Origin of the sequence: Rhizobium sp. 25PS6 (assembly GCF_032464655.1) — a bacterium.
GTDB lineage: Bacteria > Pseudomonadota > Alphaproteobacteria > Rhizobiales > Rhizobiaceae > Rhizobium > Rhizobium laguerreae.
Genome location: NZ_JAWDIV010000014.1, coordinates 187,247 through 212,151, shown reverse-complemented (window position 1 = coordinate 212,151; position 24,905 = coordinate 187,247). Strand labels below are relative to the sequence as shown.

Below are 24,905 nucleotides of genomic sequence, written 5' to 3'. Positions count from 1 at the left end.
ATGACGACGGGCTCCGATCACCGGCACGATGGAGAGGATGAGCGCCGTGGCCAGCGCCAGCACCAGCGCGTAATGACCGATCTCGATGATCATTCCTTCGGCTCCCCGTGCTGCCACAGGCCCTGTTCCTTGAGCTTGTCCGCCACTTCCTTCGGAACATAACGCTCGTCGTGCTTGGCTAGAACCGTATCGGCCGAGAAGATCTGGCTCCCGGCTTCGAACGCTCCTTCCGTCACCACTCCCTGTCCCTCCCGGAAGAGGTCTGGAAGGATTCCCGCATACCTGACGTGCACGACCGCCCCGCCCGGATCGGTCACGGAGAACTCGACGGACGTCCCGGAGCCTCGGACGATACTGCGCTCTCCGACCAGACCACCCAGTCGAATCCTTGCTCCCGGACGAACGTCGCCGGAGGCCACGTCAGATGGCATGTAGAAATAGGCGATGGACTGGCTGAAGGCGAACATGACCAGCAGCACGGCGGCCAAGATGAACCCCATGCCGGCGCCAATTACCGCCAGGCGTTTCTGTTTGCGTGTCATTCCGCCTTTTCCTTGCCGATACCGTACTCGCGTGCCACCGCAATCAATTTCCTGCCGCTTTCGCCATCGGCTGCAAAGACTGCCAACGCGCGATCTAGCGCATCGGCTGCACGATCCATTTCGTTCAATACCGCACAGGAGCGCACGAGCCGCATCCATCCCTCGAAATTGTTCGGTTCCTCGCTAAGCTTGGCATCCAGGCTTTCGACCATGCCGCGGATTATCTGCTGCTGGTCGACCGGGGCGAGGCTCTGCGCACCGGCCAGGGTTTCGCCATTCCTCGCGATGTGCTCGTTGACGAGCGGCAGCCACGGCGCGCCGGGCGGCGAATCCTTGGCGATGGCTTCGAAGGCGGCCTTCGCCTCGGCGGTGTCGCCTGCTTGTTCGCTGGCGAGCGCCACATAGAATTTCGCACGCGGATTGCGCGGCTGGAGCTCTAGCGACGCTTCGAGCGCCTGACGAGCCGCTGCGGTGACCGTGCCGTTGGAGGAAGCCAGCATCGCTTCGGCAAGCCCGTCCAGTCTGATTGCGCTCGGCCCAAGGAGCCGGATGGCATTTCGATAGGCCCTGTCCGCATCCGCGACGCGATTGGTGCGGAGATAGATCGGAGCGATGACGTCCCATCCCCGGCCGTCGTTCGGAGCCCGCGCAAGATGCTCTTCGGTCTTGCGAATCAGGATGGCGAGGTCCTGTCCCGGCTCGTCAAGCCTTTGTTGCAGAGCCTTCGACGGGAGTTCTGGAGAGCCGACCGCGACGTACGTGGAGATGCTGGCGATGGACAGAAACGCGGCGACGCTCAGCTTCAAGGCGACCGGCGACCGGGAGGAGGACCACTCGACGCGAACGGCATCGGCCTCGCGAAACAGCCTTCTGGCCGTTTCCGCTCTTGCCACTCGATGGTCGTCCGGAGCGATGCGTCCCGCCGCCAGTTCCCTGTCGAGTTCCTCAAGCTGGTCGCGATAGACTCGGGCGCCGTCCTTTGCGCCGTCCGCGACCGCCGGCCGGAACGAGGACAGCGGATGAAGGAGCGCGGCCGTGACGACCGCCGTCATGACGGCGAATGTAATCCAGATGATCATGGTTCAGGTTGCTCTGTTGCGAGGGCAACATAGCGTCTGCGTGGCACGGAACATTGACGCCAATCAATTACCCGCGCGTTAGGCAACGCGCCCGGTGAACACGTAGCCGACGCTCCTCACGGACTGGATCAGGGCCGGAGCCTTGGGATCCGGCTCGATCTTCTTCCGAAGACGCACGATCTGGGCGTCGATCGCCCTGTCGAATGCTTCTAGGTTTCGGTTCCGCGTCAAATCCATGAGAGTGTCTCTGGTAAGGACACGTCCGGCATTCCGCAGAAAGACGACGAGCATGTCGAATTCGCCCGAGGTCAAGGGAATGTCGCCGCCCGTCGGAGACGTCAGTTTCCGCCGGGGGACGTCCAGGACGAAACCTTCGAAACGAAACGTCTCGTCGGGAACCGCGGCCTGCGTCGTAGGCTGAGCCGCGCCGGCTCGACGCCGGAGGACGGTTCGCAAGCGTGCGAGCAGCTCCCGAAGGTGGAACGGCTTGGCGACATAGTCGTCCGCCCCGAATTCGAGGCCGATGACCTTGTCAGTCACGTCGTCCTGCCCCGTCAGCATGAGCACCGGGACGTCGGAGCCGCTTCGAAGCTCCTTCAGCAAGTCGAATCCGTTCTCGCCTCCCGGCAGCACGAGATCCAGAAAGATTGCGGCAAACGAGCCACGGGAGAGTTCGGATCGCATTCCAGCACCGTTTGCGACGGCAGTCACGCGGTAGCCGTTTTCCTCGAAGTAAAGAGCGAGCATCTGCCTTATCCGGGCGTCGTCGTCGACCACGAGAATGCGATCCGATTCCATCTATCAAGCCCCATTGCATGCCGGCATCAGACATAACGCAGGATTGCGCGGCGCGCCACCGTCGAAGTTGCGCCTTCCTTCACCTCCGACAAGAACCGTCGATTGGGAAACAGTACGGGCAAAGAGGCTGGGCGCATCAGAAGTCCTCCTACCGGACTGCCGGGGCCGCCGCGATGTCTCCCGTGACACGTACGATAAACCCGCGCTGGAGTAGATCCCGCACATGGTTGTCTGGCTGTCTGGCATGCAATGCCCGACATCTGCACACCAATTCTGGGGATGTCCGTCAGCAAAGCGTCCTGAGAAGGTTGACGTCGTCCACGGTCACCGTCCGCCCCCTGACGTCGACCCCGCGTCCCCCCAAGGTTGCGAAAGCGCGTGACAGCGCTTCCGGCGCGAGCCCCAGCTTTCCCGCCAGGATCCTCTTCTGGTAGGGGAGCCGGAAAGTGAAGCAGCTCGCTTCCGCAGGGCACCGACTCAAAAAGTAGTTGGCGACTCTTTGGGATGCGGTCTGCAGGCGGTCGGCCGCGACGCAGTCCAGCGCGGCAAGAAGGTGCTCGGACACGATGAGGGCCAGATTGGCAAGCAGCCGAGGGTGTCGAAGCGCAAGCTCGCGCAGCCCGGCCAGATCGAACGCTGCGACTTCGGTCGCCTCCGCGGCGAGAGCCGTATGGGGATGGACGCCGCCGCCGACAACGAGATGGTCGGCGAACATCTCTCCCGGTTCCAGCACGCAGATATCGGCTTCGCGACCGCTTAATTCCCTCTTCACGAGACGCACGAGACCGTGCATCAGGTAGAAGACCTCCTCCGCCGCCTGGCCTTCGCGGAATATCGCTTCACCGGCCTGGAACGCCCGAACCTCCACCAGCTCCTGCAGAAGTCCTGCCACCCCCTGGTCCAGCCCACGGAATATCCTCGCATCTCGGACAATCTGATTTCTGGCAAGCATCACGCTTCCTTCCCTCGCTCGAGGTCCGGTCGTTGGGGCTCGTCGTCCGCGATCGCCCGCCATGCGGCCCCCTCAAGATCCTCGTACTGGCCGCTCTTCAACGACCAGAGGAAGGCGGCGAGACCGACGCCTCCCATGAAGAGCGCGATAGGTATCAGGTAGATCAACATGTTCATGCGGGTCGCGCCTCCGTCTGCGGGACATGGACACCGGCGGCCGGTGCCGGAGCGCGTCTTATCAGGACGTTGAGGCGCAAGGCGTTGGTGACGACGATGATCGACGACGTCGACATCGCGACCGCCGCGACGAGAGGCGTCGCCAGCCCGGCGATGGCTATCGGCACGGCCAGGACGTTGTAACCGATGGCAAGCGCGAAATTCTGTCGGACGAGCGTCGCAGAACGTCGCGCGATTTCGACCGCCTGCGGAACGGCGTCGAGCCGGTCGCCGAAGAACACGAGGTCCGCCGCGTGGCGTCCGATGTCGGAGGCCGTGGCCGGAGCGATCGACACGTGGGCTGCCGCGAGCGCCGGGGCGTCGTTGATGCCGTCGCCGACCATGAGCACCCGGTGGCCGCCCTTGCTCAGCTCCTGGCAGGTCTCGACCTTCTGCTTCGGGGTCAATTCCGCGAGAGCGCTGTCGATGCCCAGCTTGCGGGCCGTTGCCGCCACCACGTTCTCGCGGTCGCCGGAGAGCATTATCGTCTGGAAGCCGCCGTCGCGAAGACGTTTCACGGCCTCGGCCGCTCCCGGCCTGATCGTGTCCTCAAAGAAGAAGCGTGCGACGGCCCGGCCGTCCCTCGAGAGTACGACTTCCGAGAGGGTGCCGTCGACCTTCGTCGTCTCGCCGCCGCATGCAAAGGCCGAACTGCCAAGACGATACGTCGCCTCGTCACGCGTCGCCTCAAGCCCGCCGCCCGGCACCTCCACCACCCTCTCGAAATGAACGGGAGCAAGAACGGCGCTTCGGACGAGGGCCTGTGAGAGAGGATGCCTTGAGTGAACCGCCAGCCCGGCCGCGCAGGCGACGTCGGCATCGTTCTCGGCCTCGAAGGAAACGAGGCGGGGAGTTCCCATCGTCAGCGTGCCGGTCTTATCGAACGCGACGAGGTCGATTTCCGACAGCCTCTCCAGTGCCGAACCGTCCTTGACCATGACGCCTCGGCGGAACAGCTCCCCGGCGGCGACGACCTGCACGACCGGGACGGCCAACCCGAGCGCGCAGGGGCACGTGATGATCAGCACGGCAACGGCGACGAGCACCGCCTGTTTCCAGTCGCCGCCCAGGAAGCCCCATCCCAGGAACGAAACGAGCGCCAGGAGATGGACGACCGGAGAATAGAGCGAAGCCGCGCGGTCGGCTATTCTGCGGTAGCGGGCTCTTCCTCCCTCCGCAGCCTCCATGAGCGCGATGATCTCCGAAAGAAGAGAATTCCTCGCGAGCTTCGTGGCGCGGACCACCAGCGATCCCGTCAGGTTCATTGCGCCGGAGCTCACGCAAGTGCCCCCGTGAACCGAGGCCGGGCTGCTTTCGCCGGTGACGATCGAGAGGTCGACTTCGCTTTCTCCCCTGACGACCACGCAGTCGACGGGGATGCGTTCGCCCGCCGGGATCGCAACTTCGTCGCCTACCACGATATCCTCGACGGCGACGAAACGCCGGGAGCCGTCCGGCTGAACAAGCAGTGCACCGCGGGGCGCAATACGAGCAAGACCATTGATGGCCGCTCTGGCCTTCTCACGCATCATATGATCCAGCGCCCGGCCGATCAGCAGGAAGAACAGCAACGAGACGGTCGCGTCGAACCAGGCGTGCTCGCTGTGATGCATGGTCTCCCAGAGGGATACCGCATAGGAGAGCGTCACCGCGAGCGAAATCGGCACGTCCATATTGGTCCGGCCATGCTTGAGCGCATTCCACGCCGACTGGAAGAAAAACCGCCCGGCATAGATCAAGGTGGGGGCCGCGATCAGCGCCGAAATCCAGTGGAACATGTCACGCGTCGCAGCATCTGCTCCGGACCAGACGGAAACCGACAGCAGCATGATGTTTGCGGCGGCGAAGCCGGCCACGCCGACCGCCAGGAGTAGCTGGTTGCGGGTACTGTCGTTCTCCGTCGCGACGGGCGTGAACAGATGGGCGCGATAACCCGCGCCGTCGATCGCTTCCAGTATACGCGCCGGATTCGTGGCCTCATCCTTTCCGCGCTCCGAGTAGACGCAGGTGACGCGCCGGGAGGTAAGATTCACCCTGGCCTTCTTCACGAAAGGCAGCGCCGTCAGCGCCTTCTCGATCGTCTGTATGCAGGCGCCGCAATGGACGTCGGGAACGCTGAGATCGAGCTGGTGCAGTCCTTCTCCGAGCGGGTGGCTTGCCAGCGCGACTTCCTCTGCACTGAAGGCCTTGGCACTCATCGCGAGCACCGCCTCCGCGTTCATCATGCAGCAGGTCATCGAACGAACTCCGCGGTGTCGAATCGCAGGGCTTCATGCAGGATGGTCATCCCGTCGCGCTTAGAAATCAGTTCGACGATCCAGTCGCCCGAAGGCACGTGGTGGTCGACCTCGAAGCGCCCTTCTGCGACCTTCTTCAAAGCGGCGGTGAAGTCCTCATGGTCGCCCACCGGCCTACGGAAAGCAGCGGTCACTTCTTCGGCGGGAGCGGGTGAACCGTCTCGATTGTGGAGGTTGTAGGTGAAGACGTTGCCACGTAGCGAAATGTCGCCCGAGACTCCGGTCGCCGCCATGGCCTTGATCGCGGCTGCTTTCTGGTTGAACTGCTGGCTCGCCACGTAGGTGTTCTCGACCACGAGGCCACTCCAGCTCGCGGAGGCGAACCAGGCCATCGTCACGTTGACGGAGATTACCACGGCGAAGAAGGCGCATGTCGTCAGCAGCATGTGCCGGCCCGTGAATCCTTTGTCAGTTCTGCTCATTTTATGTCTCCGGGTGAATTGAAGGCCGCGCGGTAGGTGGCGCGGTCGGAGTGGTCTTCGTCTCCGATCACGAACAGGAACTCGTCCACCGAAGCGCCGGAGGGCCGGCTGGTCACGAAGACCTTGACGGTCGTCGCGACGTCGGGCGCTGCGTCCAGCACGAAGCTGCGCGCGTCCTCCTTGCCCAGTTCAGGGATGCGCATCGTCGCGCCCTCGAGTCCCGATATGGTCAATTCGATCCTTCTGGGCTTGGGCACCATATTGAGGATGCGCAGCGTATAGCCGTTGCGGATCGACCCGTCGCTTTCCAGAACGAACTGCGGATTGCGGTCGTGGACGACGTTGAGCTCAAGCCTGTCCCGCATGGCGAGGTGGACGATCATGCCCGCGCCGATCATGCACCACACCGCCGCATAGAAGACCACGCGCGCTCTGAAGATGATCCTCCAGTCGAAGTGCCTGATGCCGTCGACGAGCGACCCGTCCGGCCCGCGCACCCTGGAGGGCTGAACCGGCGTCCGTCCCCCGTCGGTCGCGATCGCCATGTTGTCCGCATACTCGCTGAGGGTGGCGTAGGCGATGAGACCTCGGGGCTTGCCGATCTTGTCCATGACGCCGTCGCAGGCGTCGATGCAGAGCGCGCAGGTGATGCACTCCATCTGCTGGCCATCGCGAATATCGATTCCCATGGGACAGACGGCGACGCAGACGTTGCAGTCGACGCAGTCGCCGACAGGCTGTCCCAGGGCCTGAGCCTTTTTGGAATACCGGGAGCGCTGCTCGCCGCGCCAGTCGTTGTAGGTGACGACGAGGGAATTCTCGTCTAGCATCGCACCCTGGATGCGCGGCCACGGGCACATGTACGTGCAGACCTGCTCGCGCATCAGCCCGCCGAGCACGTAGGTCGTCGCAGTGAGCGTCGCCACCGTCGCATAGGCGACCATCGGCGCGCCACCGGTGAAGAGCGACACGGCGAGGTCTGGAGCGTCTGCGAAATAGAAGATCCATGCGCCGCCGGTCACCACGCCGATCGCCAGCCAGATGGCATGTTTCACAAAACGTTTCCGAACCTTGCCGAACGTCCACTGGGCCGCATCGAGCTTCATCCTGGCGTTGCGGTCGCCCTCGACCCAACGTTCGACGACCAGAAAGAGATCGACCCAGACGGTCTGCGGACAGGCGTAGCCGCACCAGGCGCGACCGACGGCGGAAGTCACCAGAAACAGCCCGAAGCCGGCCATGACGAGAAGACCGGCCACGTAGTAGAATTCCTGTGGCCATATTTCGATGAAGAAGAAGTAGAAGCGGCGCGACGCCAAATCGACGAGGATCGCCTGGTCGGGCGCGTATTCGCCCCGGTCCCATCGGATCCAGGGAGCGAAATAGTAGATGCTTAGCGTGACCAGCATCACCAGCCACTTGAACCGGCGGAAGTGGCCTTCGGCACGCTTGGGGAAGATCTTCTTACGTGCAGTGTAGAGCGGCTCCCGGTTCCGGCGGGCGTTGACGGGCTCCGCGTTCACGTGCTCGACGTTGTTGGGATCCGAGGCAGTGTAAAGGTTCATTTGCCGCTTCCTTTCCGCCGAGTTCTCCCACCTCTCCGTCAGCTCGTCCTTGATTCAAATCAAGAACGGGGTCTTCAAAAAAACGGCCGCGCCGGAGAGGACGCGGCCGAGCAGGAGCCGCTGAACTGAGTGCGGCCACGCCTCGGAGGGTTTCGAGACGTGGCCGGGAGGAACTGCGGGGGAGATATCCGCTGGGACGTCCTCGATCGAATGTCTACCGGCTGGTCGTCCGATGGTCTTTGAGCGCAGTCAAACTCACCATCGAATTTCCGATTTTCTCGGGTTCTTCTCGCTCGCATTCCGGGGCTACGGGCTTCGCCCGAACGGAGACGCGCGAATGGACCACCGAGCGTGGCAGCCCGTAGAGTGCAAGCAATGGATCATGATCATGGCCGCTCATGTCGCACTCCTCACGTTCCACCGCCGAGCGAGTGCACGAACACCGTCAGCTCCTTCACGCTCGCCTCTCCGAGGCGGGACGCCCATGCAGGCATGACACCGTGCTTCGGCGCAGCGATCTGGCGGGCGATCGCCTCTTCGCCCTTCGCCTTCAACCAGATCGCGTCGGCAAGGTCGGGCGCTCCCATGTCCACCTTCCCCTTTCCGTCCTCGCCATGACACGCCGCGCAGTTGTCGAGGAAGAGCTGCCTGCCGGCTTCGGCGAGGGCCTGATCGGAAGGTTTGTTGGTCAGGCCCCAGACATATGCGGCCACCTGCTTCGTCTGCGTTGGGTCGAGCATGTCCGCGAAGGCGGGCATCTCGGAAACGTGGCTGTCCCCGTCGCCGTCGAAGCGGATGCCGTGGGCGATCGTCGTCTGGATCGACTGCAGGTCGCCGCCCCACAACCAGTCGTCGTCGTTGAGGTTCGGAAAGCCTGGACCGCCACTCGCGCCCGAGCCGTGGCACGGCGCGCAATTGACCTTGAACGACGAAGCGCCGCCGGCGATGGCGAACTCGCGCAGGGTTGGATCGGCGTCGATTTCCTCGACTGTCTTCGAGGCGATCATGTCATGGAACTTCATCTGGCCGGCCTTCGCTTGATCGAGATCCTGCTGGAACTCGGCTCGGGTCGAATAGCCCAGGTAGCCCTCTGTTGCGGAAGTGATCATCGGTATGGCGGGATAGGCGATAGCATATCCGATCGCCCAGAGGATCGTGACATAGAAGGTCCACACCCACCAGCGCGGCATCGGATTATTCAGTTCGCGGATGCCATCCCACTCGTGTCCGGTGGTCTCGACGCCGCTGATTTCGTCAATATGCTTTTCCGACATCTCAATCGTCCTTCAGGGGAATGGCAGCGGCCTCGTTGGCCGCCTGCCTGCTGCCGGGGCGGAGCGTGAAGACGACGACGCCAAGGAAGAATGCCGTCATCGCCAGAAGACCCCAACTGTCGGCGAAGTGCCGCATTGCGGTGTACGTTTCCATGTTTCACCTCATCGGTAGCCGGTTGCGTCGTCATAGGTCGAGAAGTCGACCAGCGTGCCGACCATCTGCAGGTAGGCGACCAGAGCGTCCATCTCGGTGAGCTTCTGCGGATCACCGTCGAAATCGCCGACCTTCGCCTTCGGATAGCGGGCCAGAAGAGCGGTGGTATCGGCGTTCGGGTCGGCCTGCGCCTTGATGTCGGCTTCGGCATTGGCGAGCATGTCGTCGCTGTAGGGCACGCCGACGTCTTCGTTGGCTTTCAGATCCATGCCGACGTCCTTGACGGTCACGTCCTGCGTTTTGAGAAAGGCGTATTTCGGCATGATCGATTCCGGCACCACCGCCCGCGGGTCGGAGAGGTGCTGGACGTGCCACTCGTTCGAATAGCGGCCGCCGACGCGGGCAAGATCCGGACCCGTGCGCTTCGAGCCCCATTGGAACGGGTGGTCGTACATGGATTCGGCGGCCAGCGAATAATGGCCGTAGCGCTCCACTTCGTCGCGGAACGGACGGATCATCTGGCTGTGGCAGAGATAGCAGCCTTCGCGAATGTAGATGTTGCGGCCGACCAGCTCGAGAGGCGTGTAAGGCCGCATCCCCTCCACCTTCTCGATAGTGTTCTGTAGATAGAAGAGCGGTGCGATTTCGACGATGCCGCCTATGGAAACGACCAGTAGCGAGCCGACGAGAAGCAGCGTCGCGTTCTTCTCGAGGATCTTATGTTTGTCCAGTATCGATGCCATGGTTCACCTCACTCGGCGGGTTGTGCCTGGGGCACGTAAGCGGTCGGAATTGCGGCTTCGTTCCGCTCGCGGCCGCGGATGGTCATGAAGACGTTCCAGGCCATCACGAGGCCGCCCATCAGGTACAGCCCACCACCCACGACACGCAGGACGTAGTAGGGGATCATGGCGGAGACGGTTTCGGCGAAGGAGTAGACGAGGAAGCCCTGCGAATTGTACTCGCGCCACATCAGGCCCTGCTGGATACCGGCGACCCAGAGAACGGCGGCGTAGACGACGATGCCGAGGGTGGCGAGCCAGAAGTGCCAGTTGACCATCCTGAGGCTGTAGAGCCGCTCGCGGCCCCAGAGCTTCGGCGTCAGGTAGTAGATCGCACCGAAGGTGATCATCCCGACCCAGCCGAGCGCACCCGAATGCACGTGACCAATGGTCCACTCAGTATAATGGCTGAGCGAATTGACCGTCTTCACCGACATCATCGGGCCTTCGAAGGTCGACATGCCATAGAAGGCGATTGCAATGACCATCATGCGGATGATGGGGTCGGTGCGGATCTTGTCCCATGCGCCTGACAGCGTCATCAGGCCGTTGATCATGCCGCCCCACGACGGCATCCAGAGCATGATCGAGAAGACCATGCCGAGCGTCTGCGCCCAATCGGGAAGGGCGGTGTAATGGAGGTGGTGCGGGCCGGCCCAGATATACATGAAGATCAGGGCCCAGAAGTGGATGATTGACAGGCGGTAGGAATAGATCGGGCGGTTGGCCTGCTTCGGGACGAAGTAGTACATCATTCCCAGGAAGCCCGCCGTCAGGAAGAAACCGACGGCGTTATGGCCGTACCACCACTGCGTCAGTGCGTCCTGGACGCCCGAGAAGGCCGAATAGCTCTTGGTGCCGAGGAACGACGCAGGAACGGCTAGGTTGTTGACGACGTGCAGCATCGCGATCGTGACGATGAAGCCGAGATAGAACCAGTTCGCCACATAGATGTGGGGTTCCCTGCGCTTGAGGATCGTGCCGAGGTAGACGACGAGATAGGCGACCCAGACGATGGTCAGCCAGATGTCGACGTACCACTCCGGCTCGGCATATTCGCGCGCCTGGGTGATGCCGAGAACATAGCCGGTCGCCGCCATGACGATGAAGAGCTGGTAGCCCCAGAAGACGAACCAGGCGAGACTGCCGCCGAAGAGCCGCGCATGACAGGTGCGCTGCACGACGTAGAGGGAGGTCATGATCAGGGCATTGCCGCCGAAGGCGAAGATAACTGCCGAAGTATGGACGGGCCGGAGCCTGCCGAAGTTCAGATAGGGGGCGACGTTCAGATCCGGGAAGGCGAGCTGCGCCGCGACCACCACTCCGACCAGAAAGCCAACCACGCCCCAGAAGACGGTGGCGATCAATCCGTATCGGATGACCTCGTCGAAATAGCCGGAGGGATCGGGCTTCGGCTGCCTTCCTGCCGGCGAGAAGTCGACGCGCCGCAGCAGGATCACCGTTCCGGCAAACAGGCAGAAACTCAGGATGCCCATGTGGGCGGCGAAGAGGTGATCGTGGGCGAGTCCCGCGCCCACTAAGGCTAGGAACGCGGCGACAGCGACCACGATGGTTTCCGTTGTATAGTTCATGACGTCTTCCCCAGTGCGCAGCCGGCCACGTCAGGGCCAGCTTTCTCGAACTTTGAAGTACGACTGTCACGAGGACGTCAGCAGCTCCTTGATCTACGTCAATGAACGCGACAAACCCGCCGGGAGGCTCGCCTGTTACAAACCGTCACAACATCGCACCAATTGGCACGATCCGATCATCCACGTGTGACTCGGCCACTGTTTATTGAGCCCACTCAACGAGGGGAAACGACGATGCTGATGCAGGGCAACAACGCTTTTGAAAACGCCGAAATCGCAGTCGAGGCGACTCGCGGTCCTTGCCTGTCTTCGGTCTTCCGCGCCAGCTCCACGGAGCTCGTCGAGACCGGACAGGCGATATGCTGGGAAGGCGATGACGCCAAGCATCTGTTCCAGATCGTCGAGGGCGTCGTGCGGCTGCATCGGATTATCGGAGAAGGACGCAGGGTCATCACTGCCTTCCATTTCGCCGGCGACGTCGTCGGCGCCTCGCTGCTCGGGGAATTTCTCTTCACCGCCGAGGCCGTCACGGATTGCAAGATCCGGCGCATCTCCCGCAAGAACTTTCACCAGGAAGTCGCGCGCTGCGATGAACTGCGCCCTGCCTACATCGACCTCTTGTGTCGCGAGAACGCCGCCGCACACGACCAGATGGTGCTGCTGTCGAAGAAGAACGCCGAGGAGCGCCTCTGCACCTTCATCCTTCGGCTGGCTTCGCGACCTGGCGCGAAGCGCCGCGACGTCTTGCGCGTGCCGATGAACCGCCAGGACATCGCCGACTATCTCGGTCTGACGATCGAGACGGTTTCGCGCACCATCACCAAGCTCGCCGCGCGCGACGTCCTCGTCGCGCAGGGCCGGCACGACCTGAAGATCCTGAGCATGGAAAAGCTTGCTCGTTTGTCGGGGGGTGCAGATGATTTTTCCGCAAAAACCTGCCATAGGGTCAGCATCCACTGATCAAAAGGAACAGGCATGCCCCACCGCCTCATATCGCCACGCACGGCGTCGCCGCAGGAACTGGACGCGGTGGTGCATGTGCTTGACGGGGCGGACATCATAATCCATCGCCTGGAAGGCACCATCACCCATTGGTCGATCGGCTGCGAGAACATGTACGGGTGGACGCGGGAGGAAGCTGTCGGAGAGAAAGTGTACGAGCTTCTCGCCACGCGGACCCCCGAACCCTTCGAAGACATCCGGGCGCAACTCCGGTCACGCGGCTTCTGGCAGGGCGAGATCGTCCACCGGCACAAGAGCGGTCACGACATCATCGTCGCAAACAGATGCGTCCTCGTAAACCTCTCCGACGGCGACCTCGCCGTCATAGAGGCCAACAGCGACGTCACGGCGCTCAGGAGGGCCGAAGAGACCGTCAGGACGCGCGAGGCGCATCTGTCCTCCATTCTGGAAACCGTTCCCGACGCCATGGTCGTCATCGACCAGAAGGGCATCGTTATGTCGTTCAGCAAGGCCGCGGAAAAGCTGTTCGGGCTGACCTCGGACCAGATCTGCGGCCGCAACGTCAGCAATCTGATGCCGAATCCTTACCGCGACGCCCACGACGGCTACATCGGACATTATCTGGAAACCGGCGAGAAGCGGATCATCGGCTATGGACGCGTGGTCACCGGCCGACGGGCCGACGGCACACACTTCCCGATGGAACTGCACGTCGGCGAGGCCACCGCCAACGGCGAACGCATATTCACGGGCTTCGTGCGCGATTTGACGAGCCGAATGAAGATCGAGGAAGACCTGCGCCATGCGCAGAAGATGGAGGCCGTCGGGCAGCTCACCGGCGGCCTTGCCCATGACTTCAACAACTTGCTGACCGTCATCAGCGGAAATCTCGAGATGATCGAAGACAAGTTGCCACCGGGGCCACTGCGCGACATGCTGCGGGAAGCCCAGGATGCTGCGGCCGACGGCGCCAAGCTGACCGGCCAGTTGCTGGCCTTTGGCAGGCGCCAGCCGCTTTCTCCCAAGCAGTTGGACCTCGGGCGCCTCATTACAAGCTTTTCAGATCTTCTTCGACGGACATTGGGCGAGGACATCAAGCTGTCGACGGTGCTGTCTGGCTCACAGTTCGACGCCCTCGTCGACGGTTCGCAGCTTCAGAACGCCATCCTGAACATCGCCCTCAACGCGCGTGACGCGATGCCGAAGGGCGGCGCCCTGACCCTCGAGGTATCGCGAGTTAGCCTCGATGCCGACTACGCCAAGATGTATCCGGAAGTGCGTAGTGGGAACTTCGTGCTGATCTCCATGACCGATACCGGCGCCGGGATGACCGACGAGGTGAAGAAGCGAGCGATCGAACCGTTCTTCACCACGAAGGAGGTCGGGTCCGGCACGGGCCTCGGCCTCAGCATGGTTTACGGTTTCGTCAAGCAGTCAGGCGGACATCTCCAGATCTACAGCGAGATCGGACGCGGCACCACGATCAGAATCTACCTGCCCGCCCTCACAGGCGGCAACACCGGCGCGGGCGACGCTCCTTCGGAAGGAAGCAGAACGCCGCTTCCCGGTGGGAGCGAACTCGTTCTCGTGGTCGAAGACGACCCACGCGTGCGGAAGGTTGCGGTGGCGAGGCTCTCCGCCATGGGCTACTCGGTCGTTGAGGCGGAAAACGGGGGCCGTGCGCTCGAGGTGCTGGCCGACAACGGCGAAGTTGCCCTGTTGTTCACGGACATCGTCATGCCTGGCGGCATGACCGGCGACGAGCTGGCAGGTGAGGCGCGGCTGCTGCGGCCCGATCTCGCCGTCCTCCTCACGTCCGGATACTCGGAACCGGCACTTGCTTCCAAGGATCTCCCTCCCGGCGCCGAGTGGCTGCGCAAGCCTTATACCGCGAGAGAGCTAGCGGCGAAGGTCCGCGGTCTTCTGGACAAGACGTGATCACTGTACGAATTTGTTACTTACTAGAGGTTGGTTAACCATCCTGCCTCATTTTGGGGTGCTCCCAATCGCGGAATGTCAAGCCTCTGTGGTCGGACGTCGTGATTGCCAACACATCAACGCGATCATCACAATTTCCGCTCAATACCAGTCCGGCCTGCGCGTCATCAAGGGCGGGCAGGCTTAGCGCTCCCTGCACCGTGGTCCAGAACACCTAGGATCAATTCGCGGCGCTGAAGGATTCGACGCTGCGGAAACATCAACTGGTCGATCGACTGCCGAAGGGCCCGTCGCTTGATGCGGAGAGGCTCGCCGTCGACCCATCCATCTCCCCTGAACCAAATCGTCCCTTCGCGCTGTCAATTCCCGCGTCAGCACGCAAGGCCGAGTCCGGCGGACGTCTGGACCGACATTAACGGCGATCAGTCACCCAGCGGGAAAGAACATCGACAGACTCACTCCTATTTGACGCGGGTCAAAGAGCGGCTTCCGCGCAAGGCATAGAACCTTTTTCGAGGCCAAGATCGGCCCCTTCGAAAAGGAGACATGCAATGCAATTCAAGCTCGGTCTGATCGCTACCACGGCAGCACTGATCGCGTCGGCAGCACCGCTGATGGCCGCCGACCACGAGGTACACATGCTCAACAAGGGCGCCGACGGCGCGATGGTCTTCGAGCCCGGCTTCGTCAAGGTGGCGCCCGGCGACACCGTGACCTTCGTTCCTACGGACAAGAGCCACAATGTCGAAACGTTCAAAGGTCTCATCCCGGACGGCGCCCAGGAATTTAAGTCCAAGGCGAACGAACAATACCAAGCCAAGTTCGACGTACCCGGCGCCTACGTGATCAAGTGCACGCCGCACGTCGGCATGGGCATGGTCGCCTTGATCCAGGTCGGCGACGCGCCTGCGAACCTTGAAGTCGTCAAGACGGCCAAAGTGCCGAACCTGGTGCGCAAACGCCTCGACGCCGATCTGGCCCAGCTCACCCAGTAGTCAATTTTTCCGGACCGGCTCGTGGCTGACCGCAGTCGCAGGCCGCTTCCGGCAAGGTCTACAGGCCGTCGTCCGCATTGGCCATGGTTGCGAAGGTAAGGCCACGATCAAGGTCCGGATCAAGGTTCCCGAAGGACTCGTCTCGGCCAAGCCAAGGCCGAAGCCGGGCTGGACCATCGAGAAGATCAAGGGTTCGTACTAGAATGCGTACGACCTTCATGGCACGTTCGTGAAGGAAGGGACAACCGAGATCGTGTTCAGCGGCAACAGCCTCGCAGACGACGAGTACGATGAATTCGTGATCCGCGGCACGGTGGCCAAGGAACTCCCGGTCGGTACGCGAGTGTACGTCCCGGTCGTGCAGGAATGTACCGGTGGAGCTGCGGAGCGTTGGTCGAAATCCCCGCCGCCGGAAGGACTTCCGACGACTACGAGGCCCCGGCGCCGTTCTTCGACGTCGTCGAGCAGCCTCGCTCTTAAACAAAGGACGCCGCCCATGTCCACGACCGTACGCGCATGGGCCGCATTCGCGCAAGCAACAGCGCTGTTGCTGATCGCATCGGCGCTGTTTTACCTTCTGATATCCATGCTCATGCCGTACTGACTGGATCCTCCCCTTCCAGCGGCCAAGTTTTCAAGGCGTCGCCGACAGACGTCCAGCTTCACTTCAACGAACCCGTGCGCACCGTGCGCGCCACCGTCAGCCTCCGCAATGGCGAAAGCCAGGACCTTGCGTCCTGGGGGGCGGGTGGCGACGTCACGATCGGTGGCGCCTCTGAAAGCGGATTGGCTAGCAGGTCCGGGGCCTCCGCCATACTCTCGCTGTTCGCCATTGTCATCCATCCGAAGAGGATTCGAGCTTTGTCCGACATCTCGTCCGTATGGTCAATCTCGTCGACAACCGTCGCAACCTCCCGCCGAAACGGCAGATTTCGCGCCACCCGGTTTCAGGTCGTCCTGCGCCGCGGGCCGCCGCAGGAGTGGCACCACACGATACCGTCGGCGATCGCTCGCGGTTCGCTTTCGGGCGAGTTCCTGTCAGGGCTAAGCTCGGTGGGCGGGCGGTCCAAAAATGGATTGCTTGATTCATTTTCTGGACCGCGAAGGCCCCGGCGCTAATCTTCTCTGCTCGCCCGACGACCGGAAACTGTGTGGACGAGGATACCGAAGAACACGTGAGGGGGTTCGAATAGCGTAGGCAGATCGCTCGGCTTCAGGGAGCCGACTTCCCACCAGTCGGGCTGCGCTTGAAGCAGAGACCATGCGCGTATCCTTTCGCTTCGCCACAAGTCGTTGTCCGGGAACTCCTCGAAGACGCCGTCCACGACGACGCTCGTCCAGCCTCTCGTGTTCGACTGCTGCTCGACGTGGAGACAGACCTTCTCGTTCTCCCGCATCCAGCTCAGCTTCTTGCCGGGCATCGTGAAGCTGTACGCCATGTTTCCGGAGAAGGCGAAGTAGACGGCCGCCACGTAGGGCTGGCCATTTCTGCAGCACGCAAGATGCCCGAAGCGTGCGTGCTCGAGTACCTCATAACATTCGCCCTGGGTGAGCTCGCGAAGGTGCAGAGACATAGCTAGACCCCTTTCGATCGACTTCGTCCGGCGCGCGCCCTGATCAGCGTAAGAACGTGCGCACTCTATTCAGAATGTCGTGTAGGGCATGGCCTTCAGGCGTTCGGCCCCGATTCCAGATTCACACTCCATGCAATGCCCCGTAGATGCCACTTTCGATGCGCAGGAACGCTGCATCCACCGCTGCAATCCGATCGACGCCTTCGACTTGCATACCCCCAAAGACTTCGTCGTTCTCGACCTGAGTCGCGTTCCTCGCAGTCGTGTTCGAGAGGTACAGATAGATCGGCGTCTGTGGCCGACATCCGGCGTCCCAGATCGCTCTTTATGATCTCCAGCCGCTCTTTTGCAGCTTGCGTGCCCATACCCGCTCCTTCGAAGGCCGATCCGCGCCTTCACGGAACTTTGAATCGAGATTGCCAGACCGGGCGGATAGGTCTTTGATCTCGCTCAAACTGGCTGTCCGTGGATCGGCCCGTTCGAGGTCTTGTCGCGGAAAGGCGCGCGTCGGTTCAAGCTCTGCTTGCCCGCCCTGCCATGTGATAGGCCATCGAGATGTCGTTGATCACCCTCCGGACGCCACTCACGCTTTCCGCGGAGACTCTCGCAGCCTCGCGTCTTGTCGCATCTCCGAGTTTTCCGCGCAACGTGACCACGCCTTGCGAGACGGTAGCCTTCACGTCCTGATGCGTCAGTCCCAGTTCCATCTGCAGGTGGGTTCGCACCGCGGTCGATAGCACGTCGTCGCCGATCGGGATGATGTCGTTTGAATACATCAATTCTACCTCCTTTTTGCCAGCGGCATCAAACATCAGGGATGAAACCGGGGCGTTGATGCAGATCAGGCGCCCGGTCGGGCGTGGCCCCTGCCGGCCACCATGTACGTGGCAACCGTCCACGGTGCTCCGCAGAATTCCAGAAGAGCCGTCGGAGAAGGATGTCGACGACCTCTTGAGCTCCGGCAAGATCGCTGATGCGCTCCAGATGTCGGTGCTCCTCCGCATCGGCGCGCTCCGCCTCAGTCATGATGTAGGAGAGTCCGGTCGACAGGACCTGCTCTTCGATTCAGTGCGTCGTCTGCAGAAGTGGGACGAGCCCGTTCGTCATGGTGTCGCAGGGCCGCTCGTCGAGATGACCTGGAAGAAAGTCCGCGATCGCTTCGAGAAGATCGCACCAGGACATGAGCTGGCCGTAACAGGCTTCGAGACCGTCGCGCAGGATACGCCTTCCGACGCCGCGCTCGCGGACATCGCCGCGTCGAAGCCGGCCGATGGAACTCGCGGCTTCTGGTCAAGACATTTCCAGGCATGGCCGACCGATACGTGCGCCTCGCCCACGCGCTGACTTCCTGCCGAAAGCGCGGCAGGCTCCCGCTGATCAGTCCCGCGTCGAGACGTTTGCGAGACGCGCGCAGTTGGATGGAAACGATCTCGACATGGACGCCGTCGTCCGCTCGCGTATCGATCTTCTCGTCACCGGCGAGCCGAACGACCACATATACGAGTGCGCTCGGCCGGCCGCGCACGAACTTGCGACCACGATACTCATCGACGTCTCGCTGTCGACCGATTCCTGGGTCGATAATCGAAGGGTTCGTCCCGATACGGGCAGCTTACGGCACCCGCAGCAATTTGAAATCACGTCCGAGGACGGGAAACTCGTCGCAATCGTGCCGATCGATTATTGAATAGTCGTCGAAGACTTCCGCAGTGCTTCGATACGCGTCAATCACGCAGCTTTGCTGTGTGTCCTGCCCAGCGCACCAAAGTACGCGTCGAACGCGGCCGCGACTGCGCGCACCATGAAGCGCGAGTCCTTGGCCACCGTGACGCGACCATCGGATACGGTCGCCACGCCGTCGGCGATGAGATCGGCAAGGCGTTCGTTTCGCTCCAGGAGAAATCCTTCTTCGTGCCCCGCCTCGTGGCTGAGGCTGGCGAGATCGACCTCGAAATCGCACATCAACCGTTCGATGACCCTGGCGCGCAGCTTGTCCTCCTTCGTCAGAAGGTAGCCTTTCGCCGTCGGAAGGACGCCGGACGACACCATCTCGGCGTATCGACCAATCGCCACGTGATTCTGATAGTAGCCAGAGGCAAGGCGCCCGATCGACGACGCGCCAAGTCCGATCAGGGTCTCGCAGTCGTCCGTAGTGTAGCCCTGGAAATTCCTGTGAAGCTTCCCTCCCACGGACGCGATGGCCAGTTCGTCCTCCGGAAGCGCGAAATGGTCGAGACCGATGCGGACATATCCGGCTGCAACGAGTTCTTCAGCTATCGCCTCAGCCTGTTCGTTGCGCTCGGCCGCGCCGGCAAGTGCCGCCTCGTCGATGAGCCGCTGATGCTTCTTGAACGCAGGAACGTGAGCATAGCCGAAGACTGCGAACCTTTCCGGACGAAGTTCGATGGCCATCTGCACCGTCTCGACGCAGGAATCGACCGTCTGGTAGGGAAGCCCGTAGATAAGATCGAAGTTCGTGCTCTTGACGCCGTAGACCCGCAATCCTGCGACCGCAGCCTTCGTCTGGTTGAACGTCTGTATCCGGTTGATGGCCTTTTGAACGACCGGGTCGAAGCTTTGCACGCCGAGACTGGCTCGATCCACGCCATTCTCGCCCAGTGCGACGATCATTTCGTTGTCGAGGGTTCTGGGGTCAATCTCGACCGCCACGCTGGCGTCCTGTTCAAACGCGAACCAGGTCCTCAGCGTCTTCATCAACGCCGCGAATTCGTGCGGCTTCATGATCGTCGGCGTTCCGCCGCCGAAGTGAAGGTTCTTGACGGGAATGCTATCGCCGGCGGCTTTAGCGACGAGTTCGATCTCCCTGCTCATGACGTCGAGGTAGTCGAGGATCGGCGCGTCTTGCTTGGTGATCGTGGTGTGACAGCCGCAATACCAGCACATCGACCGGCAGAAAGGGACGTGCAGGTACAAGGACGCCGGCTCGCCCTTTCCAGCGCCCCGAAGAGCCAGCGCATAATCGTCGGGACCGACCGCGGCTGCGAATGCGGGGGCGGTCGGATAGCTCGTGTAACGTGGCAGCCGAGCTTCGCCGTATTTGACCACAAGTGCATTCGACATCTTCTTGTCTCTGGATTAGATCGTGCCCCCTTATGACCGTCGGCAGGGAGCCTTTCCTTGTCATAAGTCAATGAACGCGATCGCAGATTGTCTGAAACCTTCCGGTGTTTGCTCGCTGTCAAAGTTCGCTGGGCATCTGCCGCGTATCTTTAGGACCGATCGGGGCGAGCAGCCGCTCCATCATAGACAGAAAGCGGCGATCGAAAGGAATTCGAGTCACATGTCTGAGGCGCAAACTCAAGCAAGCGAAGTCTCGCACGTCGATGTGCGGACCCTGCATCCCGGCGAACGTCATCCGAAGATTTTCGGAACGCTTCACACCCTGACGCCGGGCGGCGTGCTGCACATCACGAGCGGTTACGAGCCGCGCCCTCTCCAGTACCAGCTCGAAACCGCGCTGCCTGGCAAGTTTTCCTGGGAATATCTGGAGCAAAGGCCTGAAATCTGGCGCGTGGAGATCACCAGGCTCCGCCGCCGAGGATGAACTCGCGAAGCCACGAATGGCCGAACCCGCCCGCGACCAATAGGTCCGCCTTTCGTTCCAGCGCGGCCGATTGGATGGTGGCGGTCGCGGTCTCGCCGCCTGCCTGGATCGATACGTCTTCCACTTCCAATCCCGCGTGCTTCAAAGAAGAGATCAGTAGCGCGCGGTTCGCCTCGTCGATCTCCTTGTCGTCGGTGATCGAGATGACCTGCACCTGGTCGCGCGCTCGATGAAAAAGCGGGCGCAGGACAGGGCGCGCGCTGCGGTGGCGCTGCCGTCCCAGGCAACGGCGATCGTGTCTATATGAGAGCAGACGCTGGTGGCAGGAAGCAGCACGAGGGGACGGCCGCTTCCGAACAGCAGCGTCTCGGAAAGTTGGCGGGAGAGCTCCGAGGTCTCGACGATGGAAAGTCCGAGGCCGATTGGCGGAAGGTACCGACAGAACAACCGAGTTCGCAGCGGTCGAAAGCCTTGCCGCCAATTCTTGTCATAGCCAAGCACCTATTGCCGCATGAACGCCTGCATCTCGTCGGGCGTGACCTTGCCGTCCTTGTTCGCGTCGACCGCGTCGAATATCCGCTTGTGGATCGCGGTCACCTCCTCGAAGGACAACGCGCCGTCTCCGTCCGTGTCGGCGATTGCAACCATGATCTTCATCATGTGCCCTCGCATGCCCATGGTCGGCATGCTTCCCATCATGCCCGATTGCATCATACTCCGCCCCATCCCCCCGCCAGGCATCGCTCCCTGGCCCTGCCCAGCCATGCCATTCGTTCCGGACGGCGAGGCTGCCTGCGACGCGTCTGCGGGATGGTGCGGGTCGGAATCATTCGTCTGTGCAAGCGCGAAACCTGCTGCGCCGAACGCAACCAGCGCGGCCAGCAGTGTCATTTGTGGTAATCTCTTCATTTTCACGTCGTCTCTCCTTTAGCTATTTCTTCGGCTCGTCCTGCACGCCGTATTTCGTGCAGGACGAGCATTTGGGAACGTCATGATCCGGCGGAAGAACCCGCCGGGCCACCTAGTCGATCGACGAGCGTCGCAGCCGCAACGAGTTGCCGATCACGCTGACCGACGACAGGGCCATGGCGGCGGCCGCGATGATCGGTGAGAGAAGTAACCCCAAGGCCGGATAGAGCACGCCGGCCGCGACGGGCACGCCGGCCGCGTTGTAGATGAACGCGAAGAACAGGTTCTGGCGGATGTTGCTCATCGTGGCATGGCTGAGCTTGCGCGCCCTGGCAATGCCCTGCAGATCTCCCTTCAGCAGGGTCACCCCGGCACTTTGGATCGCGACATCTGTTCCCGTGCCCATGGCGATGCCAACGTCGGCGGCGGCAAGGGCCGGGGCGTCGTTGACCCCGTCCCCGGCCATCGCAACGACGCGGCCTTCGCTTCGAAGTCTCGCAACCACCTTGCCTTTGTCTTCCGGCAGGATCTCCGCCTCGACCTCGTCGATGCCAAGCCGGCGTGCCACCGCCTCCGCCGTAGTCCTGTTGTCTCCGGTCAGCATGACGACGCGGATATTCTCCTTCCTGAGCGAACGCAGAGCTTCGGGCGTCGTCGCCTTGATCGGGTCGGCGATCGCGACAAGACCGCCCACCTCGCCGTCGATGGCGACGTAGATCACGGTCGCTCCTTCGCCGCGCAGAGCCTCCGCCTCGGCGACCAGGGTCGAGAGATCGACGCCTGCCTCCGCCATGATCCGATGGCTGCCGATGACCAGCTTCCGACCGTCGACCGTGCCGGTAACGCCCTTGCCGACCGGACTGTCGAACTCGCGGGCCTCGCTCAAGGCAAGGCCCCTGTCCTTGGCGGCGGCGACAATGGCCGCGGCAAGGGGGTGTTCGCTGGCACGCTCGAGCGTGGCGGCCAGCCTCAGGAGCTCAGCTTCGTCGAATCCCTGGACGACCTTCAACGCGATTACCTTCGGCCTCCCTTCCGTGAGCGTGCCGGTCTTATCGACCACCAGAGTGTCGATCCTTTCGAAGCGTTCCAGCGCCTCCGCGTTCTTGATGAGGACGCCCATTCGAGCACCGCGCCCGACGCCCACCATGATCGACATCGGCGTCGCCAGGCCGAGAGCGCATGGGCAGGCAATGATCAGAACGGCTACGGCAGCGACGAGGCCGTGGGCGAAGCGCGGGTCCGGCCCCCAGACGCCCCAGGCGACAAAGGCTGCGACCGCGATCAGGATTACCGCCGGGACGAACCAGCCCGATACTTGGTCGGCCAGCCGCTGGATCGGAGCGCGCGAACGCTGGGCCTCGGCGACCATGCGGACGATCTGCGAGAGCATCGTGTCGCGCCCGACCTTGCCGGCCCGCATGACGAAGCCCCCGCTCTGGTTCATCGTGCCGCCGATCAGTTTGGCGCCGGCATCCTTGGTGACCGGCATGGATTCGCCGGTGATCATGGATTCGTCGACGGAGCTGCGCCCCTCCAGCAATTCCCCGTCGACAGGAATCTTTTCGCCCGGCCGGACGCGCAGACGGTCGCCGACCGCGACGGCGTCCAGCCCGACGTCCTCGTCCGAACCGTCGTCCTTGATCCGGCGGGCGCTCTTCGGCGCCAGGTCGAGTAGCGCCCGGATGGCGCCGCCGGTCTGCTCCCTCGCACGGAGTTCGAGAACCTGCCCGAGCAGCACCAGGACGGTGATAACCGCGGCCGCCTCGAAGTAGATCGCGACCGAGCCGTCGGCGGCGCGGAAGGTGGCGGGAAAGATGTCGGGCGCCGCGGTGGCGACGACGCTGTAGATCCAGGCGACGCCCGTTCCCATGGCGATCAGCGTGAACATGTTGAGGCTTCGGTTGACGAGCGAGGCCCAGGCCCGTTCGAAGAACGGCCATCCGGCCCACAGAACCACGGGCGTCGCAAGCGCGAGCTGGATCCAGTTCGAGAGCTGCGCACCGAGCACCATGTGCAGGTTGGTGAGATGGCCGCCCATCTCCAGAACGAGAACGGGGAGCGACAGGGCCAATCCTATCCAGAACCGTCGCGTCATGTCGATGAGTTCGACGCTCGGCCCGGTCGCCGCGGTCGTGACCTCTGGCTCCAGCGTCATACCGCAAATGGGACAGGTGCCGGGGCCGACCTGCCTGATCTGCGGGTGCATCGGGCAGGTATAGATGACGCCTTCCGGAGCTTCAGCGGCGGTAGCCATTGGCGTCGGCGGCCGCCGCTCTTGCTGATGATGGTGGCCGCCATGGGCGTGGCCCTGATGGATGTTCTGGTCAGTCATGGACCGCTCCTCCGCGCCGGCTTCCCGCGGCAGCGTCCGTTCCACGCCCGAACCTAGGAAGAAACCTCGGAACCGTTCGGGCATAGGCGTCCCATGCAGCTCCGAACTCGGCGCGCGAGGCCTCCTCCTCCCGCTTTGCCAGCCTCACGTAGAACCAGACCAGAACGGGGAACATGGCGAGCGTCACGAGGGTCGGCCACTGTAGCAGAAAGCCGAACATGATGACGACGAAGGCGTCGTACTGCGGGTGCCGCACGCGTGCGTATGGGCCGGTGGTCGCCAAGCGGTGGTCGCGCTGGGCCGCATAGAGAACGTGCCAACTCAAGGCGAGCAGCCAGAAGCCGCCAACGATCAGGATGTTGCTCAGGAGATGGAACGGACCGACATGCGGATTGACGCGCCAGCCGAACATCATCTCCAGCAAGTGCCCGGCGTCGTGCGACCAGAAATCGATGCCGGGAAACTGTCGCCCGAGCCAACCGGACAGGAGATAGATGGTCAGCGGAAAGCCGTACATCTCGGTGAAGAGGGCGACGACGAAAGCTGAGAAGGCGCCGAGCGAACGCCAATCCCGCTTTGTATCGAGCTTGGTGAAACTCGCTGCGAAGACGATGAACACCAAGGAATTGATGATCACGAGACTCCAGAGCCCGTAGGCGGAGGTGTCAGACATCGTCGGTCTCCTTCTTCGGCAGGGCTGCGCCGGTCCCATGGCCGGCATGGTCGTGGCCGGAATGTCCACCGTGCCCGTGGTGCATGAACAGATGCATCAGCGGGCAAGCGAGGATGAGGAGCCACGGCAGGATGCCGAGGACATGCACGCGATGCTCGTAGGTGATAAGTACCAGCGCGATTGCGGCGAAGGCGATGAAGACGGTCCTGGTATAGGTGCTCCAGGCCGACGGAGGATGATTGTCGTTCATGAGAATGACCTCGTTCTAAAAATTGCAGAGAAGG

25 protein-coding genes and 3 pseudogenes are annotated in these 24,905 nt (G+C 62.4%); 8 read left to right on the top strand and 20 right to left on the bottom strand.

From position 1 onward, the window contains the following. Positions 1-89: 89 nt before the first annotated feature. The 12 genes from ccmE to ccoN all read right to left on the bottom strand — a co-directional run bounded on the left by ccmE (position 90) and on the right by ccoN (position 11,672). Entirely contained in the window at positions 90-542 is a 453-nt protein-coding gene (ccmE, locus tag RWK44_RS21325) for a cytochrome c maturation protein CcmE (RefSeq protein ID WP_131664332.1), read from the bottom strand. Then, complete coding sequence (gene ccmI, locus RWK44_RS21320; protein ID WP_316029350.1) at positions 539-1,621, bottom strand: c-type cytochrome biogenesis protein CcmI; 1,083 nt, start codon at positions 1,619-1,621, stop codon at positions 539-541. The genes ccmE and ccmI overlap by 4 nt, the downstream gene beginning before the upstream one ends. Before the next feature lie 78 nt (positions 1,622-1,699). Further along, entirely contained in the window at positions 1,700-2,419 is a 720-nt protein-coding gene (locus RWK44_RS21315; protein WP_131664334.1) for a response regulator, read from the bottom strand. 286 nt (positions 2,420-2,705) lie between these two features. Beyond that, a complete protein-coding gene (locus RWK44_RS21310) occupies positions 2,706-3,371 on the bottom strand; it encodes a Crp/Fnr family transcriptional regulator (RefSeq protein ID WP_131664335.1) in 666 nt (221 codons plus the stop codon). After that, positions 3,371-3,547, bottom strand: a complete 177-nt coding sequence (gene ccoS, locus RWK44_RS21305) for a cbb3-type cytochrome oxidase assembly protein CcoS (protein ID WP_131664336.1) — start codon at positions 3,545-3,547, stop codon at positions 3,371-3,373. The genes RWK44_RS21310 and ccoS overlap by 1 nt, the downstream gene beginning before the upstream one ends. Beyond that, positions 3,544-5,823 carry a cation-translocating P-type ATPase gene (locus tag RWK44_RS21300; RefSeq protein WP_316029349.1) on the bottom strand — a complete coding sequence of 760 codons (2,280 nt, stop codon included), beginning with the start codon at positions 5,821-5,823 and terminating at the stop codon, positions 3,544-3,546. The genes ccoS and RWK44_RS21300 overlap by 4 nt, the downstream gene beginning before the upstream one ends. Next, positions 5,820-6,305 (bottom strand): FixH family protein, encoded by a 486-nt coding sequence (locus tag RWK44_RS21295; protein WP_316029348.1) that lies wholly within the window; start codon positions 6,303-6,305, stop codon positions 5,820-5,822. The genes RWK44_RS21300 and RWK44_RS21295 overlap by 4 nt, the downstream gene beginning before the upstream one ends. Next, positions 6,302-7,870, bottom strand: coding sequence for a cytochrome c oxidase accessory protein CcoG (gene ccoG, locus RWK44_RS21290; protein ID WP_131664339.1), 1,569 nt, complete (start codon positions 7,868-7,870; stop codon positions 6,302-6,304). The genes RWK44_RS21295 and ccoG overlap by 4 nt, the downstream gene beginning before the upstream one ends. Before the next feature lie 410 nt (positions 7,871-8,280). Continuing rightward, the gene (gene ccoP / locus RWK44_RS21280; protein WP_316029347.1) at positions 8,281-9,144 is read right to left on the bottom strand and encodes a cytochrome-c oxidase, cbb3-type subunit III; all 864 of its coding nucleotides are present in this window, start codon (positions 9,142-9,144) and stop codon (positions 8,281-8,283) included. Position 9,145: 1 nt separating this feature from the next. Then, complete coding sequence (locus tag RWK44_RS21275) at positions 9,146-9,298, bottom strand: CcoQ/FixQ family Cbb3-type cytochrome c oxidase assembly chaperone (RefSeq protein WP_064683053.1); 153 nt, start codon at positions 9,296-9,298, stop codon at positions 9,146-9,148. Between the two features lie 8 nt (positions 9,299-9,306). Beyond that, positions 9,307-10,041 (bottom strand): cytochrome-c oxidase, cbb3-type subunit II, encoded by a 735-nt coding sequence (gene ccoO, locus RWK44_RS21270; protein ID WP_064683054.1) that lies wholly within the window; start codon positions 10,039-10,041, stop codon positions 9,307-9,309. An 8-nt stretch (positions 10,042-10,049) separates the two neighbouring features. Then, entirely contained in the window at positions 10,050-11,672 is a 1,623-nt protein-coding gene (gene ccoN / locus RWK44_RS21265) for a cytochrome-c oxidase, cbb3-type subunit I (RefSeq protein WP_131664343.1), read from the bottom strand. A 234-nt stretch (positions 11,673-11,906) separates the two neighbouring features. On the opposite strand from ccoN, the gene RWK44_RS21260 reads away from it, so the two are divergent. The 5 genes and pseudogenes from RWK44_RS21260 (at position 11,907) to RWK44_RS35065 (ending at position 16,687) form a co-directional block, all read left to right on the top strand. Continuing rightward, entirely contained in the window at positions 11,907-12,632 is a 726-nt protein-coding gene (locus RWK44_RS21260) for a Crp/Fnr family transcriptional regulator (protein WP_316029346.1), read from the top strand. Positions 12,633-12,647: 15 nt separating this feature from the next. After that, on the top strand, positions 12,648-14,573 hold the full coding sequence (locus RWK44_RS21255) for a hybrid sensor histidine kinase/response regulator (protein WP_131664345.1): 1,926 nt from the start codon (positions 12,648-12,650) through the stop codon (positions 14,571-14,573). Between the two features lie 551 nt (positions 14,574-15,124). Next, positions 15,125-15,568 carry a pseudoazurin gene (locus RWK44_RS21250; protein ID WP_168283146.1) on the top strand — a complete coding sequence of 148 codons (444 nt, stop codon included), beginning with the start codon at positions 15,125-15,127 and terminating at the stop codon, positions 15,566-15,568. Then, positions 15,489-15,917 (top strand): annotated as a pseudogene (locus tag RWK44_RS21245) (YcnI family protein); the annotation flags it as partial. The gene RWK44_RS21250 and the pseudogene RWK44_RS21245, both read left to right, overlap by 80 nt. Before the next feature lie 209 nt (positions 15,918-16,126). Beyond that, positions 16,127-16,687, top strand: coding sequence for a copper resistance protein CopC (locus RWK44_RS35065; protein ID WP_410056139.1), 561 nt, complete (start codon positions 16,127-16,129; stop codon positions 16,685-16,687). Here the strand turns inward: RWK44_RS35065 and RWK44_RS21240 are convergent. Both RWK44_RS21240 and RWK44_RS21235 read right to left on the bottom strand, forming a co-directional pair. Beyond that, a complete protein-coding gene (locus tag RWK44_RS21240; protein ID WP_131664348.1) occupies positions 16,684-17,142 on the bottom strand; it encodes a pyridoxamine 5'-phosphate oxidase family protein in 459 nt (152 codons plus the stop codon). The genes RWK44_RS35065 and RWK44_RS21240 overlap by 4 nt on opposite strands. 512 nt (positions 17,143-17,654) lie before the next feature. Beyond that, the gene (locus RWK44_RS21235) at positions 17,655-17,918 is read right to left on the bottom strand and encodes a BON domain-containing protein (protein ID WP_168283144.1); all 264 of its coding nucleotides are present in this window, start codon (positions 17,916-17,918) and stop codon (positions 17,655-17,657) included. A 175-nt stretch (positions 17,919-18,093) separates the two neighbouring features. On the opposite strand from RWK44_RS21235, the gene RWK44_RS21230 reads away from it, so the two are divergent. Further along, entirely contained in the window at positions 18,094-18,486 is a 393-nt protein-coding gene (locus tag RWK44_RS21230) for a hypothetical protein (RefSeq protein WP_131664350.1), read from the top strand. Positions 18,487-18,544: 58 nt separating this feature from the next. Beyond that, positions 18,545-18,736, top strand: a pseudogene (locus RWK44_RS21225) (protein norD); the annotation flags it as partial. 134 nt (positions 18,737-18,870) lie between these two features. Here RWK44_RS21225 and hemN read toward each other — a convergent pair. Next, positions 18,871-20,223 carry an oxygen-independent coproporphyrinogen III oxidase gene (gene hemN, locus RWK44_RS21220; protein WP_131664353.1) on the bottom strand — a complete coding sequence of 451 codons (1,353 nt, stop codon included), beginning with the start codon at positions 20,221-20,223 and terminating at the stop codon, positions 18,871-18,873. 220 nt (positions 20,224-20,443) lie between these two features. Between hemN and RWK44_RS21215 the strand changes: the two genes are divergently transcribed. Beyond that, positions 20,444-20,707, top strand: coding sequence for a DUF2249 domain-containing protein (locus RWK44_RS21215; protein ID WP_168283143.1), 264 nt, complete (start codon positions 20,444-20,446; stop codon positions 20,705-20,707). Here RWK44_RS21215 and RWK44_RS21210 read toward each other — a convergent pair. The 5 genes and pseudogenes from RWK44_RS21210 to RWK44_RS21190 all read right to left on the bottom strand — a co-directional run. Further along, positions 20,682-21,118 (bottom strand): annotated as a pseudogene (locus RWK44_RS21210) (universal stress protein); the annotation flags it as partial. The gene RWK44_RS21215 and the pseudogene RWK44_RS21210 overlap by 26 nt on opposite strands. Before the next feature lie 90 nt (positions 21,119-21,208). Then, positions 21,209-21,622, bottom strand: coding sequence for an EF-hand domain-containing protein (locus tag RWK44_RS21205; RefSeq protein ID WP_131664355.1), 414 nt, complete (start codon positions 21,620-21,622; stop codon positions 21,209-21,211). Between the two features lie 106 nt (positions 21,623-21,728). Then, positions 21,729-23,948 carry a copper-transporting P-type ATPase gene (locus tag RWK44_RS21200; protein ID WP_221946923.1) on the bottom strand — a complete coding sequence of 740 codons (2,220 nt, stop codon included), beginning with the start codon at positions 23,946-23,948 and terminating at the stop codon, positions 21,729-21,731. Continuing rightward, positions 23,941-24,621 (bottom strand): methyltransferase family protein, encoded by a 681-nt coding sequence (locus RWK44_RS21195; RefSeq protein ID WP_131664357.1) that lies wholly within the window; start codon positions 24,619-24,621, stop codon positions 23,941-23,943. The genes RWK44_RS21200 and RWK44_RS21195 overlap by 8 nt, the downstream gene beginning before the upstream one ends. After that, a complete protein-coding gene (locus RWK44_RS21190; RefSeq protein WP_131664358.1) occupies positions 24,614-24,871 on the bottom strand; it encodes a DUF2933 domain-containing protein in 258 nt (85 codons plus the stop codon). The genes RWK44_RS21195 and RWK44_RS21190 overlap by 8 nt, the downstream gene beginning before the upstream one ends. Between the last annotated feature and the right edge of the window lie 34 nt (positions 24,872-24,905).